Here is a 15,779-nt window from a genome sequence, read left to right as displayed (position 1 = left end):
TCGGGGTTTATCAACGACCATCTGACGGATTGCATTTGCCGGAAAGGGTAAGATAAGGCATCCCCTCTTCATCAAACCGGACCGGAATCCAGAGATATCCCGAATACATTAGGCTCTTGGGCCGCCAAATATCGGCCATGAAAAGGTAGCGGTTGCCGGGAAGCTGCAAAATGTAAGTGCTTTGACCGCCGAAAGTCCGCTCACTTCCCTCGCCCTGGCAGGGATTGGGATGCTGTTTCCACGGTCCCCAGATGGAAGGAGCCGAGAACAGACGCGCCGCATTGGGCGCCCAGCCGGTACAACCGGAAGTTATCATCCAGTAAGTGCCGTCTTTCTTGAAGATAGCCGGTGCCTCATTGTGTCCCCCCGGAAAGAGACGGACATATTTTCCGGAATGTCCTTGATAGTCATCTGTCAGTTCGGCTATTTGCAAGGTCAGATTCTCTTCCGAAGAGTAGATATGATAAGCTATCCCATCATCGTCAACATACAATGTCATGTCACGGGACATCTGTCCGCCCTCCAAGTCACGCTTCACGAACAACCCCTTATTTACAGCCTCTCTCCACTCGGGTGTCCACCATTCTTCAAACTGTTCCATATTCCACTGCATGTCCCGTTCTTCCTCCGTCATATTCAGCGGAAATATTCCAGGGCAGACACGACTCGAAGAAACAAAACGATAAGGTCCCGTCGGAGAATCACTGACAGCCACTCCCGCACGGGCAGCCTCATAGCCTTTACCCTTCAGCTCCAAATGAAACCACATGACAAATTTCTTCGTCCTTTTGTTGTAAATCACCTTGGGACGTTCCATAATACAGCCTTTCTCTATTTCATTGCCCGCTTCTTCCGATACAGACAAGGCCACCCCCTCGTATCTCCAGTTACATAAATCGGTAGAAGAGTAGCAAGTTACTCCCACTTCCGTAGAGAATCCCTTTGCCGGACGGTGTTCACCGAACCAATAATATTTACTGTCAAATAACAGTATACCACCACCGTGTGCATTAATATACTCCCCGTTTACATCGTTCCACACTCCGGCCGGAACCATTTCGTCCTTTCCCTTTAAGGTGAAATCATTTTGTGCCTGTAGGCCGGTGATTGACGCTACGATAACCAACCATGCCCCTAAAAACTTGAAATTAAAATTAGTCATACTCTGTCTTGTTTCTATTTATAAAGAAGGGAGCAGGACGCCTTCTCACCGGAAAGTGTATCCTACCCCCTAAATCAAATACCTATTGAAAAATGCCTTTATTTCTCAGCCGGCTGGTCAGCTACCACCGGCCAATAAGGATTCTGGTAAAGAATGGAAGTCGATACATCCGCTCCCGAAGTGGCTGTCAACTGGAATTGCTTGATCATGATAGGATTCAAATAGTGTGCCATCTTCCAAGTACAGCCGTTATAGGCAGACTGGTTGCTGCTTCTCTCGAACGGACGGAGATACTCACTCTTGTCTTTCGATGAGACATTAGCCTTGTCTGTCCCGTCAGCAACCAAAATGGATTTTCCATTATCATCCAGATACCAGTCCTCCATCGGAGTATTCCACAAATGCATACCTTCCAGATGGCTGGGAGCAGTCATCAGTTGGTCCATAGAACGCCAACGGCACAAGTCCATGTAGCGAAGACCTTCAGCCAGGAACTCGCAACGACGTTCACGACGGATATTATACAGAGTCTTGTCAGAGATGACACTTCCACCCGTATAGGCTCCCCAATCATTTTCAGCCTCCTTGCTCATGTCCGTTGCAGCGATAGTCTTGTCAAAATCAGTACTGATGCCGGCACGTTGACGAAGTACAGTCCAATATTCACGAGCCGTAGCATCCAGCGTTCCATTGAGCAGATAACTTGCTTCCATATAATTCAGCAGAGCCTCAGCCGCACGGAAACATACAGCTGCCGTATAACCACCGCCATTGGCATAATACTTACGGTTGAATGAACCACCCTTGCGCAATGCATAGCCGGTAGCATAGCCACGCTCACCGTCACCACTCGTAATGGCCGGATAGGGCTCTTCCATCACAACTTCCGTACCTTCATTATTATCAACTTCAAAAAGGATGTTCTTCTGTCCCGGTTCTTTCAGGAAGATACTGAGACGCGGGTCACGGTTTACACGTACATCAGCAACCGTCTTGTCGCCCATATAATAGCCGTCACCATCCGCATAAGAACCGTGAGCATAAACCGGAGTACCATCCTTCATCAGGAAATTCTGTACGAATCCACGGGTCAGACCGATACGGTAATTACCACGTCCGGCAGCGGCATTGATGTTATGAGTAGAGAGTCCGCGGGCATACTGGCGCCACAACAGTACTTCCTTCACATCCGAAAGGTCTTCTTGTGCAAACATATCAAAGTAAGGATTTGACGGGTCATCAGCTGATTGTTGCAACACACCGGTATTCTCCGTCAAACTCCCTTTGTATTTATCTGCTACAAGTTTGGAAGCCTCTACGGCCTGTTCCAAGAAGTACTTCACTTCATTATCAATGTTTCCGCTCGGATACTGATAATTGTTGTGAAGAGATGCCCCCGGCCAGCCTTCTCCACCAGGTACGAATGCCGTACCCTTGAAATTCTGCAACCAAGTAGCCTCGAACAGTGCCACACGTGACTTAACCAGCATCGCAACATCCTTATTGATACGGGTCGTCGCCATATCGACATCACTCATATAGGCATAAGCCTTGTCAAGATCGGAAATGATGAAACGTGCCACTTCATTACGCGGAAAACGTTTGCTGGCTTCACGGAGAGCTTCCATCTCATCGGCAAGCGGTTGGTTGATAATCGGGAAGTCGCCGAACAACTGGAGCTTCTTAAAGTACTCGTAAGCACGCAGGAAGTACATTTCTCCGATATAGTGCTTGATGGTGGCTACACTCCCGGAAATTGTATTTTGTGAACCGCTCATGTCCTCACCGAATTTGGGAAGTGCTTCAGACAAAAAGAAATTAATACGATAGATGCGTTCGAACTTCCAATTGTCACTTTCGCTATGAGGTACTTTCCAGCGATCCTGGGTATAGCGGTCATTGGCATTCACCTCTATCTGGTTATCGGTTCCTTTGTCTTCACCGAAGATGCCATAAGTCCACTGGCCGAATGACGGAAGGACATTGGGATATTCATCATTCAGATTGGCTTCCAACTGGGCCGCAGTGGAGTAATAGGTTTCGGGAGAAATGCTTGACATCGGCTCTCTGTCCAGAAAATCATCGCAGGAAGTCGTTCCGGCAATCACTGCCATTGCCATGAACGCTTTTACAATATATCTATAATTCGATTTCATAATATTCTTCATTATTTATGGGATTAAAGTGATACGCTAAGTCCAAAAGACCAAGTTCTTGAAAGCGGGTATGCATTACCGGCACTCTTGATAGGTGCAGAAGCATTGCTGTCCGTGTTACCACCGCTGATGGTTTCGGGATCGAACAACTTGCTCAGTTTGGTTCCCGTCCACAGATTCTCGCCCGATACGAAGATGCGGCAGTTGGTGATACCGATTTTGCGAATCATGGAAGCAGGCAATGTGTAGCCAAGCTGGAAGTTCTTCAAACGGATATAAGACGCATCCTGCAGATAGCGGGTTTGGGTTTCCTGGTTCTGGGTACTGTCAAATCTCGGACGCGCATAGTATGAATTGACATTGGCGGCAATCTCATGACCGGCCAGCCCGACGGGTTCATCACGGAAGTAATCTTCGTGTTCCTTCAAACCGGTTGACCACCACATACCCCATTGGCCAACGCCCCAGAAGATATTGGAACCCTGCCAGTAGTCACGCTTCATCACTCCCTGGAAGAAGAGGCGAACATCAAATCCCTTGTAATTGGCATTCAAGTCAAGACCGAAATGATAACGGGGAGTATTGTTGCCTATCACCTTCAAATCACCGTGGTCCTCCAAAGTCTGTGCACCTTTGGTGATGCCCGGTTTTCCATCCTGGTCGGCATACATGATGTCACCGGCAGTCCAAACGCCGGAACCGATGGCACTTTGTCCGCCCACTTTATTCAGATGCGCCTGCATCTCATCATCTGTCTTGGCAATTCCCACGGTTTCAAAGCCCCAGATTTCACCAATCTCGCGGCCTGCGATATAAGTATTGATTGAGTTTGTCGGGTTACCCGGGTATCTGTCTATATAAGTACGTGCATCAGAAACATTGAACTTAATGCCATAGCCCATACCGAAGTTGGTGCGGTCCTGCCATCCGATGGTAAGTTCCCAACCCTTCGTCTTCAAGTCACAGTTATTGGTCTTGGGAGTCGCAATACCCAATGTAGCGGGCAACTCTACAGACGGACCTACCATATTGTCCGTATAACGGATATAAGCATCGAATGACCCGGTCAGACGGTTGTTGAACAGCCCCCAGTCAAGACCGATATTCCAGGTACGCACTTTCTCCCAAGTCAAGGCTGTACTGATAAGGTCGCCTACATAAGCAGTGTTTGGTTTCAGTCCATTCTGCAGCCAGCTTCCGTTTGCCTGCTTCAATGTCATGGCACGATAAGTAGGATACCAGCCGTTTGTATTCATATTCCCCAGTTCACCATAAGAGAAACGGAACTTCAACTGATTGCAAACATCCGCAAAATCTTCCCAGAAGTTTTCCTGGGCAATGTTCCAACCCAAAGAGAAGGAGGGAGACAACTGCCAACGATTGCCACGGCGGAAGCGGGAGGTACCATCATAGCGCAAATTGGCCTCTGCCAGATAACGACCTTTATAATCATAGTTCAAGCGGCCAAAGAAACCCGCTGTGGCCCACTCATTACGATAGCCACCCACCTCGGGCACCTTATCCTTACCGGCGCCGTCAATATTCGAAATCAAGTCCAGTTCCGGAAGGTCTTCCACCTGCAAACCATATCCTTTGGCACTAAAAAACTTCTGGCGCATTTCTTCGGACTGAAAACCACCCATTACCTTAAAATTATGATCATCATTGATAGCAAGAGAATAAGTGGAGTAAATATTCCAGTTCATGTAGCTCTCTTTCTTGTAGTCTTGATAGAGACTTGAGGTTCCTTGCGTATCCACAATATTTCCACTCACATCGTGGTTATAGTAAGGAAGTCCGGTTTCACGTGTATCTATAGAATTGGTACTATAGTTGAACTCAACATTGGTAATCCAATTCTTCACGGGTTCGAATACCAAGCTTGCTTGATGATAAACCTTATCTGTCTGCACATCGCGCTCACCACCCAATGCAAGTGACATCGCCGGCGTATCGGCATTACCATTAAAATAATAGCCGTTTTCATCATAAACCGGAAGATTAGGCCAAGTCTGACGGCCGATTCTCTCATACAAACCGCCACCAAAATTGGTAGGACGGCCAAGGTCTTGACGGACATAACGCAAGCTGTAATTGAACTTCAACCATTTGGTCAGCTCGGCACCAAATTTGGCAGTAGCATTATAGCGCTTCAAGTCATCGGAACCATGACGGAGCAAACCATTCTGATCCAGATAGCCCAATGAAGCATAATAATTGAACTTGTCACCACCACCGCTTACACTGAAATTATGTTCTTGCGAGAAGGAAGAGCCCTTGTAGATTTCGGAAAACCAGTCAGTATTGGCATACGCCGTAGTAAACGGGTCGCCTGCCGGTTTACCCCATACATTGCCATCAGTAGGCAAACCGCCACGATTAGTACCTCCCGCAGCCTGGAAGTCAAGCATCTGCTGCATCACTGTATCAGAGAACTGGGCATTGTCCTGACCGTTGCGTGCAGCCTCATTGAAGTAGTTGGCAAAGGTATAGGAGTCCATCATCTCCGGCAGATTCACCGGACTGTTGAAGCGGAAGCTGTTGTTGTAGTTGATAGTCGGCTTGCCCGATTTGCCTTTCTTGGTAGTCACCAAGATAACACCGAACGGTGCACGCGACCCATAAATAGAGGAAGCGGCAGCATCCTTCAATACAGAAATATTCTCGATGTCCTGCGGATTCACCGTATTGATGTCACCTTCCATACCGTCAATCAAAATCAGCGGACTTCCGCTTGAGCCGTCACCGATGGTACCGTTGCCACGGATATTGATGGACATATTCTTGTCCAGTTCACCGGTATTGGTCGTAATCTGCAAGCCCGGTACCAAGCCCTGCAATGCCTGCGTGGCATTCGCTACCGGACGTGCTTCAATTTCCTTCGCCGTAGCCAGCCCCACAGAACCTGTCAGGTTCACCTTCTTCTGCGTGCCGAAACCTACCACTACCACCTCGTCCAGCATTTCGCTGTCTTCTTTCAGAGTCACAGTAAAGGATGTTTTTCCAGCCACCGGCAGCTCTACCGTCTTATAACCGATAAAGCTGATTGTCAAAGTGGCATCCGAAGGGACTTTCAAAGAGAAATTACCGTCAATGTCGGTAATTGTTCCATTCGTCGCATTCCCTTTCTCCACTACACTGGCGCCAATCACCGGTCCCATCGCATCATTAACCACACCTTTTACATTGATTGTCGAACTCTGTGCGTTCAAGAACTGAACATTCAACAGAAGGGCCATACAAATGGCCAAAGTGACATACACTTTCAGCCCGAGTCCTTCAAAGAATCTCTGTCTTTTCATTGTATAAACTTTAAGATTAAACATTAATTGTTTCACTTTCACTCTTCATTTTAACCGTGAAAACAATGGCAAATGTAGGCGAATGCTGATAGGAAGACCTCCAATAATGCTTCTACGAGGTAGAATTTTAGTTATTCGACCTAATTGAAGCATAATTTGACTTGATCTATGACTGTATGAAGCGTTCCTGATATTCCGTCGGCAACATGCCGAATTCCTTTTTGAAACAAGAACTGAAATATTTCGGGTCATTAAAACCGACGGCATACGCCAGATCGGAAACACGCACAGAACTCCCCTTCTCCTCCATAATGCGGCAGGCCGCTTTCAGACGGATGTTACGGATAAAGGCAGAAGTATTCAGTCCCGTCAGGGATTTCAGTTTCTTGTAAAGGGTGGACTTGCTGGTGCCCATCTCCTCCACAAACTGGGGCTGGTCGAAGTCTGAATCTTCCAGATGGCGGTTTACGCAGTCAATGGCACGCTGCATGAAGTCCTCATCAATGCTAGTATAGTCCAGTTCCTTGATTTCGAACACCAGTTGGTTCTTAAAGTCATGCGCCTTGCGTTCTTTGTATTTCAGCAGATTGCGGATGCGTGCATGCAGCACGGCCAGGTTGAACGGTTTACTGATAAAGGCATCCGCCCCCACTTCATAAGCTTCGGCACGGTCTTCCTCCTTGTTCTTGGCTGTCAGAAGAATCACGGGAATATGACTGAGTTCCAACTTGTTCTTCACATACCTGCAAAACTCGATGCCGTCCATTACGGGCATCATCACGTCCGAAACAATCAGGTCAATATCCTCATTGTCAAGCACAGTCACAGCCTCCTGACCGTTTTCGGCCGTATGGACATTGTATTCACGTTTCAGCAGCCGGACCATTAACTGCAAAAGCTCCTCATTGTCCTCCACCACCAGTATGGTATGCGCTTTGGGCTTTTCAGCAACCACATTCTCCGCATTCTCCTCTTCAAGATAGGTAACGGTTTTCTGTACCGGAAGTACAGCTTCCTCATCAATCTGTTCTTCCTTAAAGTAAGAGCGGTCTACGGGCAAGGTCACGATGAATTCCGTTCCCCGGCCTTCCTCGCTCTCCACTTCAATGCTTCCTCCATGCAGCTCCACCAAGTCCTTTACCAAAGAAAGGCCGATGCCCGTACCAATGGTGTTGAACTTCCGGTAATCCCCCTCGTAGAACCGCTTGAAGAGGCTCTTCTGCTTGTCCTTTGAAATGCCACTGCCATTATCCTTTACATGCAACCGGACGAAGTCCCTGTCTTCGGCATACATCAGCGTGACTTGTATATAGCCACCCTCCTTATTATATTTGGCGGCATTGGAAAGCAGGTTGTAGAGAATCTTGTCCAGCTTGTCCGTATCAAAATAACCGATAATCGACTCCGGATTACAGAGTACGGAGAAATGTATCTTGCGCTTTTTGACAAGCGGCAGGAAAGATTCGGCTTCATTTTTCACAAACGCCGCCACATCTCCTGGAGAGACACGCAACTTCAGATTGCCGGTTTCTGCTTTACGAAATTCAAGAATCTGCTGCAACAGACGGATGAGCCTGCTGATATTGCTACCCATTACCGTATAAAGGTCGTCATGCCCGGGAAACCGCATCTTCAACTCATCGACGGTAGCCGAGATAATGGTCAGCGGAGTCAGCAGTTCATGCGTGATATTTGTAAAGAACTGCAATTTGGCATGATTCAGTTCTTCCAGTTTGGACTTCTCCATCTCCCGAAGATGCAGCTCATTACGCAGCTGCATCCTGTTCTTTGCTGTCCGGAGAATGAAGCAGACAATAGCTGCCCCTATCAGTGCATAAATGATATAAGCCCACCATGTAGCCCAGAACGGTGGCAATACCACCACCTCAAGTTCACGGATTTCCTGACTCCAAATGCCATTTTCATTGGTGGCTTTCAGACGGAACCGATAAGTACCGCTCTTCAAATTATTATAATAGGCAAAACGGCGGTTGGCATCCGTATATTGCCAATCCTTGTCAAAACCTACAAGCTGATAAGCATACCGATTTAAACCGGGATTCTTATAAGTAAGGGATGCGAATTCAATACTGAAATTATTATATCCGTAAGGCAGATCTAACTTCCGCGTAAACGAAGGCATGACAGAAGAAATCCGTTCTCTGACCTCCGGTTCCAATACCGCAAAAGAACGGTTGAAGATTTTTATATCCGTAATCAGATAAGGCACAGCTTCATTGTCTTTCTCCAGAGATGCAGGAAGGAAACTGTTATAACCCTTATTTCCTCCAAAGAATAACTCGCCCTCCCTACTGCAAGAAGACTGTGATATGAAAAAGTTATCCTGCAGACCGTCTGCTGTCGTATAGACACGGACCGTAGCCAAATTCTCGTCCATCGGTACAAAAAGCTGTACCAGCCCCATATTAGTCCCCATCCATAGACACCCTTGCCTGTCTTCCTCTATAGACCCTATCATGTCGGCAGACAGCTGATATTCCTGATTCTTTTCCGTAAATACATTTTCCTTATAATCATATAGATACAACCCTCCTCCCTCAGTTCCGGCCCATAGCCTTCCCGATTTATCCACATGCAAACACAACACCGAGTTCGTTGCCAGCTGGCCGTTGTTATAACTATAGTTACTATATTTCAGCGTTTCGGGATGCAACACATCCCCCATAATATGTATAATTCCATAGTTGGCTGTCGCAATCCAGAAGCTGCCATCCGCATCCTCCACAATGTCCTTCACATGATACCAATCCGCCAACCCGCCTCCGGCAAAAGAAAGTGTTCCGAACCTATAATGCCCTCCATCGGCCAAACTGATTCCCATACCGCCGCGACAGCCTACCCAACAATTCCCCTTACTGTCCTCACACAAGGCCGAAACGCAATCCGAATAGAGATAAGGCGTGTCGGATTCAGTCAGCACCTTCACTTTCTCTCCTTTCTCATAAATCAAGATACCACCGTCATAGGTAGCGAACCATACTTCTCCATTCTTACGCTGAATAATGTAATTGACCGTGGGTACACTGGGAATATCCGAGAATTCCGGGATATGGGAAAAGAACGACAACACACCGGTTTCATAATCCTTGCGTGCCAGCCCATAACTTCCGGTACCCAGCCAAAGGTCTTTATCTGCATCGGCAAACAAAGCGCGGACGGCAGTAGTAGGCACGTCATCCTCTGCCAGATTCAAAGAATAGAAAGCAAACGGAGATTGTTTCGTGTCTATCATCAGGACACCGCCGCCAATGGAACCCAGCCAGATATTATTGAAGCGGTCGCGCAACAGTGAATTTATTTCATCACAAGGTATATGATATGCCGAATGCAACGACTTGTAATTAATGAATGTACCGGGATTCTCCTGCTTCATAATGCTCAGCCCCACCCGGGTCCCTATCCACAAGGTATGGGTGTGTACATCCTCCACAATATCATAAACAATATTGTCCGACAAGCTGGCATCATCCCCTATCCTATGCGAATAATGCGTATAAGACACGTTTGCCATATCCTTTGGGTGATTCAAGAGAAATAATCCGCAATCCCAGCCACCGACCCACATTTTCCGGTTTGAATCCTGATAGATAACATGTGCCGAGTTCCGTTCATTGATTTTGGGATATGCATAGAATTTATCCTCCTTCCGGGAATAACGAAAAAGACCACTGGACCAGGTACCGACCCACAAATCCCCATCCGAGTCCTCGAACAACGATTTAATGGAAGCTGCGGGAAATATACCATCGGTGGACTTGCCGTCATACATCACGAAGGAGTCCTTCTCTGCCACATACCGGCATAAGCCAGAATCCGTACCAATCCATACCTCATTTTCCCGGGTGACCAACAGGCATGAGACCGCATTGTTGGGAATGGCAGGCGCAGTATATTGACGGATTTCTCCGGTTTTCTTATTGAGTGTGTTCAACCCCTCTTGTGTACCAATCCACAAGAAGCCGTCATTGTCATCGGCAAAACAATAAATGTTGTTACTGGTCAACAAACCGGGAGTATTCAAGCTCGATTTATAGACAGTAATCTGGTAACCGTCGTATTTACAGAAACCATACCGGGTGGCAAACCACAAAAACCCTTCCTTATCCTGATATATTTTCTGGACCTCATCCGTCGGTAATCCGTCTAATGTAGAAATCTGCTTGAACTTCAAACGGGAAATAACATCCCCATCAGCCGCATGCCCCAAGGCAGGATACATTGTCCAACAGCTGAACAGGAGAAGACACGTATGCAGACAAAAAAAACTTACTCTATTTTTCATATACCAGATATTAGGAATTATGACAAATATAGCAAGTTCAGCTCACTTTAAAGAAGAATTATACTCTTTTTTTGTCTGCAAATACTTCAAACGAGGCTTTTCCTGAAGGAGTTAGAGGGCGATAACTCCTTCTAACTCCCGATAACTCCCTTAAATGAAAGAGCCGTGCTCCCCCTCTAACTCCTTCAAGAAAAGCCTTGTTATAACAACTTTATTCCTTACCTTTACAGCCGTGTTCTACACCCTAACCGTAGACAAGCAAACAACATATGAAAAATAAATTCGACTACCAGTCTGTGCCTTATGGCTTTGCGCATTGCTTCCACAGCCAGTGCATCCATAAGGAAGAATGCCTGCACCATCTGGCCGCTATCAATTGTACCTCGCAATATCCCACCTTAAGTATCATCAACCCGAACCGTATCCCTGCCGATACCACCGACTGCCCTTATTTTCGGAAAGCCCAAAAGTACCGAGTAGCATGGGGCATCCGGCATCTGCTGGACAATGTACCCCACAAATGTGCAGCCCCGATGAGGAACCAGCTTGTAGGACACTTTGGCAAGACCACCTATTATCGCTTTTACCGCCAGGAACAAGGCTTGTTTCCAAAGGCACAAGCATATATCCGTCAGGTTTTCAAACAATACGGAATTGCCGAAGAACCGAAATTCGAGAGATACAGCGAAGAATACAGCTACAACGATTGAAGCATCCGGACAGCTCAGCTCTTACAAAGTTTATTTTTGAAAAACATCTGTCATGCTATCACGCAGAGGGGGATATCCTTTTGATTATAAACCGATTAAAGCGTGAAAGATACCCGTGATAGATAAAAATCTTCACAACCATCCATCACGCCATAACAAAAGCAGTATCCGATACTTACTTCATTCACCACAGAATAGTGCTATATGCCTAGTTCTCAGTATGAAACTTTTAGTTTCTTAAGCAAATACTATTGGTTTTAACCTTCTAAAACAAAAGTTTCAACAAGAGAAACTGAGAGTTTCCCTTAGGAAAACCATTGGTTTCAACAAGTAAAACCTTTTGTTTCAATAGCCGGAAACTATTGTTCCGACAAGCAAAACCAGCGTGGAAGTCTGCACAAAGCATCCCAAATCACCAGCTTTTTCGACTCAAAACATCAGATTTTCCACAGAAAAACGCTGGAATCGACCTAAAAAAGCATGGAATCACTTGCAAAAAGAGCCTAATTGTCGTACCTTAGTACACTGTAAGCAAACCATTTTGCCTGCATGTGACAAAACAAAAAATAGAAATGAAAATCACCCAACTGAGAGAAAAAGACGGGAATCTGACACTGAGCACGACAGACTTGGACACCTTCCTACAGAAAATCAAAACGGAGACCAAAACCCAGCCCGTATCCACTTTCCGCCAGCAACTGCGATACTGCTTGCCCGGCAAGCGCTGCAACGAGGCAGACCGACTGCCCAAAGTACTCCCGGCAGCCGAATTCCGCAAGACGAACGGTGTCTGCCAGATGAAAACCTACAACGGCATCGTGGAACTGACCGTAGGCCCGCTTTCCGGCAAGTCCGAAATAGCCCTTGTGAAACGTCTTGCCTGGGAACAGCCCCAGACGCGGCTCGTATTCACCGGTTCCAGCGGACGGACTGTAAAGATTTGGACTACCTTCACCCGTCCGAACAATTCGCTGCCGGGCAAACGGGAAGAAGCCGAAGTATTCCACGCCCATGCCTACCGCCTTGCCGTGAAATGCTACCAGCCCCAACTGCCTTTCGACATTCTGCTGAAAGAGCCCAAGCTGGAACAGTACTCCCGCCTCTCCTTCGACCCCGAAGCCATGTACCGCCCGGACTCCATACAGTTCTATCTTGCACAGCCCGTCTCCATGCCCGACGAAACCACCTATCGGGAAGCCCTGCAAGACGAGAAGTCACCCCTGACGCGCGCCGTGCCGGGATATGAAGCCGAAGAAGCCATCATCATGCTGTTTGAAGCCGCCTTGCAGAAGACTTTCGCCGAAGCGACGGGTGCCGGTGCCGACAACAGCCTGCACTCCCTGACCGTACGCCTTGCCGAGAACTGTTTCCGTTCGGGCATCCCCGAAGAAGAGACCGTGAAGCGTACCTATTTCCATTATTATCTGCGCCAAAAAGAGACTGTCATCCGGCAGATTGTAAGAAGCGTTTACCAAGAGAACAAAGGCTTCAATACCCAAAGCAGCCTCAGCAAAGAGCAAAGACTTGCCATACAGACGGACGAGTTCATGAAACGCCGCTACGACTTCCGCTACAATACCCAGGTGGGCGAAGTGGAATACCGTGAACGCCACTCGTTCCGTTTCCGCTTCTCCCCCATCGACAAGCGCACGCTGAACAGCATTGCACTGGATGCACAGTCGGAAGGCATTCCCTTGTGGGACAGAGACATCAGCCGGTACATCTACTCCAACCGCATCCCGGTATTCAATCCGCTGGAAGATTATCTGTACGACCTTCCGCACTGGGACGGGAAAGACCGTATCCTGGCACTCGCCCGGACAGTACCCTGCAACAACCTGTACTGGGCCGAACTGTTCCACCGCTGGTTTCTCAACATGGTGGCACACTGGCGCGGCAATACCGACAAGAAATATACCAACAGCGTCTCCCCCTTATTGGTAGGTGCACAAGGCACCCGCAAAAGCACCTTTTGCCGAAGCATCGTCCCACCCGAGCTGCGTGCCTATTATACGGACAGCATCGACTTCTCGCGCAAGCGCGACGCCGAACTTTACCTCAACCGTTTTGCGCTCATCAACATCGATGAATTCGACCAGATAAGCAGCACCCAGCAAGGATTCCTGAAACATATCCTCCAGAAGCCGGTGGTCAACGTGCGCAAGCCATACGCCAATGCCGTGCTCGAGATGCGCCGATACGCCTCGTTCATCGCCACCAGCAACCAGAAGGACTTGCTGACCGACCCCAGCGGCAGTCGCCGGTTCATCTGCATAGAAGTGACGGAAGCAATAGACACCAACCGCCCGATAGACTACAACCAGCTTTATGCCCAGGCCATGCACGAACTGGACCACGGCGAACGCTATTGGTTCGACCAGTCGGACGAACGGATTATGACGGAAAACAACCACGATTTCGAACAGATACCGCCCGAAGAGCAACTGTTCTACCACTATTTCCGCGTTGCCGGAAATGACGAGGAGGGAGAATGGCTGTCTTCTGCCGAAATACTGAACCGCCTGCGCCGGTACAGCGCCATCCCGCTGTCCACCAAGAGAGTGAATGTATTCGGAAGGATACTGCAGAAACATGAAGTGCCGTCCCGCAGAACACGGTTCGGCACGCTGTATCATGTGGTGGAGTGCAAGAGACAAGAAGATTAGTCTTTAAAATATTCAGACACCGGCAATGCTTCTATCGTTTTATCTCCTACGGAAAATTTGTCATGTTGGTTATAAGTGAGTATCAGTCCATGCCCCATCTTGAAGAAAGACAAGGCATCCAGTAAGCCATCTACTTCCCTTTTCCGGTTTTCTGCGGTCAAGGCATAGCATACCTGGATGGCAAGCTGGGGCACAGAATTGCGTACAACTATAAAGTCGCATTCCTTCCGGTTCTCATTATAATAGAATATCTCAGAATAACGGCGACGCAATTCCGCAAAAACCATGTTCTCCAGCCTCCGACCCTCATCACGGGTGAAAGATGGAGAGGTGACAAATACAACACCATTGTCCACACAATACACTTTCTTCGGGTTCAACAGTTGCGCTTTATATGAATATGAAAATTTCGGAACAAAGTTTATCAAGTAAGTCTGTTCGAAATAAGAGAAATAATCAGACACAGTAGAAGTACTTTTCATTCCCAGTATCTGTTTCAGTTTTGTAGCAGACACCAGATTGCCCACATTCCCCATCAAATAGGCCAAGAGACTTTTCAAAGAGTGGTCATCACGTATATTATATCTCACGGCAATATCACGATATACTATATCATTGACTAAATCCGTCAGAACATCCTGATCATCCAGTTGCAAGTATTGAGGGAAGCCACCCTGATGCAGATAGTCGTACAAGGAACTGTCACCGATAGTCTTACCCGTAAAACCGCAATATTCAGCATACGAAAAAGGGAACAGTTCTTTCGTAATATGTCTTCCTGTCAACTTCGTGCCCAATTCACGACTCAACATCGAAGCATTGGAGCCGGTGATTCCCACATAAAACCCTTCATCCAACTTGCCCCGAATATACACCTCCCAACCATCAACAATCTGTATTTCGTCAAAAAGAAGAGCGATACACCCTTCATGTTCCTTAATAACTTCATCCACTATACGGAAATCACTGAATTCAAATCCATACAGTAAAGGGGTATCAAAATTCAAGGAGAGCACCTCTTCCGGCTTGTATCTATCCACCGATAATTGTGCCAGCAATGTACTCTTACCACAACGGCGAATACCAGATATAATCAGTGCATAGTCTGCTACCAAGGGAGGTAAAGACAACAATAGGTCACGTCGGAAACTTTGAAATTTCCTCAACCGTTCACGTTGCACACGTATGGCTTCTACTATATCCGATTTGCTTATCATAGGGCTATGTCATTTATATTCAGATACAAATATAAACATTCCATTCCGAATAAACAAATCTATCCATTTAGAATAGATAGATTTGTTTATTCGGAATGAAAGCACTACCTTAGCACCTCATTACAAAAATAACGCTTATGCAAGACATTATAAACGGACGTTGCGGCTGGTGCGGAACCTACGAGCTGTATGTGAAATACCACGATGAAGAGTGGGGAAAACCGGTAACAGACGACAAGACACTATTCGAGTTTCTTGTATTG

The 15,779-nt window shown here is 47.2% G+C and carries 8 protein-coding genes; 3 read left to right on the top strand and 5 right to left on the bottom strand.

Annotation, left to right across the window (positions count from 1 at the left end):
- Nucleotides 1–10 precede the first annotated feature (10 nt).
- The 4 genes from DWZ03_RS19555 to DWZ03_RS19540 all read right to left on the bottom strand — a co-directional run bounded on the left by DWZ03_RS19555 (nt 11) and on the right by DWZ03_RS19540 (nt 10,923).
- Nucleotides 11–1,162 (bottom strand): glycoside hydrolase family 43 protein, encoded by a 1,152-nt coding sequence (locus DWZ03_RS19555; protein WP_005833255.1) that lies wholly within the window; start codon nt 1,160–1,162, stop codon nt 11–13.
- A gap of 98 nt (nt 1,163–1,260) precedes the next feature.
- Nucleotides 1,261–3,318 carry a RagB/SusD family nutrient uptake outer membrane protein gene (locus DWZ03_RS19550; RefSeq protein WP_005833256.1) on the bottom strand — a complete coding sequence of 686 codons (2,058 nt, stop codon included), beginning with the start codon at nt 3,316–3,318 and terminating at the stop codon, nt 1,261–1,263.
- Nucleotides 3,319–3,341: 23 nt separating this feature from the next.
- Nucleotides 3,342–6,620, bottom strand: a complete 3,279-nt coding sequence (locus tag DWZ03_RS19545) for a SusC/RagA family TonB-linked outer membrane protein (protein WP_005833257.1) — start codon at nt 6,618–6,620, stop codon at nt 3,342–3,344.
- A gap of 166 nt (nt 6,621–6,786) precedes the next feature.
- Nucleotides 6,787–10,923 carry a hybrid sensor histidine kinase/response regulator transcription factor gene (locus DWZ03_RS19540; protein ID WP_061411574.1) on the bottom strand — a complete coding sequence of 1,379 codons (4,137 nt, stop codon included), beginning with the start codon at nt 10,921–10,923 and terminating at the stop codon, nt 6,787–6,789.
- Nucleotides 10,924–11,192: 269 nt separating this feature from the next.
- Between DWZ03_RS19540 and DWZ03_RS19535 the strand changes: the two genes are divergently transcribed.
- Together DWZ03_RS19535 and DWZ03_RS19530 are read left to right on the top strand one after the other, a co-directional pair.
- Nucleotides 11,193–11,633: a DUF6078 family protein gene (locus DWZ03_RS19535; protein WP_005833259.1), complete on the top strand. Its 441-nt coding sequence runs from the start codon at nt 11,193–11,195 to the stop codon at nt 11,631–11,633.
- A gap of 572 nt (nt 11,634–12,205) precedes the next feature.
- The gene (locus DWZ03_RS19530) at nt 12,206–14,299 is read left to right on the top strand and encodes a BT4734/BF3469 family protein (RefSeq protein ID WP_120130546.1); all 2,094 of its coding nucleotides are present in this window, start codon (nt 12,206–12,208) and stop codon (nt 14,297–14,299) included.
- On the opposite strand, the gene DWZ03_RS19525 is transcribed toward DWZ03_RS19530, so the two are convergent.
- Nucleotides 14,296–15,516 (bottom strand): ATP-binding protein, encoded by a 1,221-nt coding sequence (locus tag DWZ03_RS19525; protein WP_005830138.1) that lies wholly within the window; start codon nt 15,514–15,516, stop codon nt 14,296–14,298. The two genes, DWZ03_RS19530 and DWZ03_RS19525, sit on opposite strands and share 4 nt — an antisense overlap.
- Before the next feature lie 137 nt (nt 15,517–15,653).
- Here DWZ03_RS19525 and DWZ03_RS19520 point away from each other — a divergent pair.
- Nucleotides 15,654–15,779: DNA-3-methyladenine glycosylase I (locus DWZ03_RS19520; protein WP_165859872.1), on the top strand; the 126-nt coding region annotated here is incomplete at its 3' end.

Origin of the sequence: Bacteroides sp. AF29-11 (genome assembly GCF_003602895.1) — a bacterium.
GTDB lineage: Bacteria > Bacteroidota > Bacteroidia > Bacteroidales > Bacteroidaceae > Bacteroides > Bacteroides uniformis.
The sequence above is the reverse complement of the archived record's forward strand: the minus strand, read 5'-3'. Positions and strand labels throughout refer to the sequence as shown.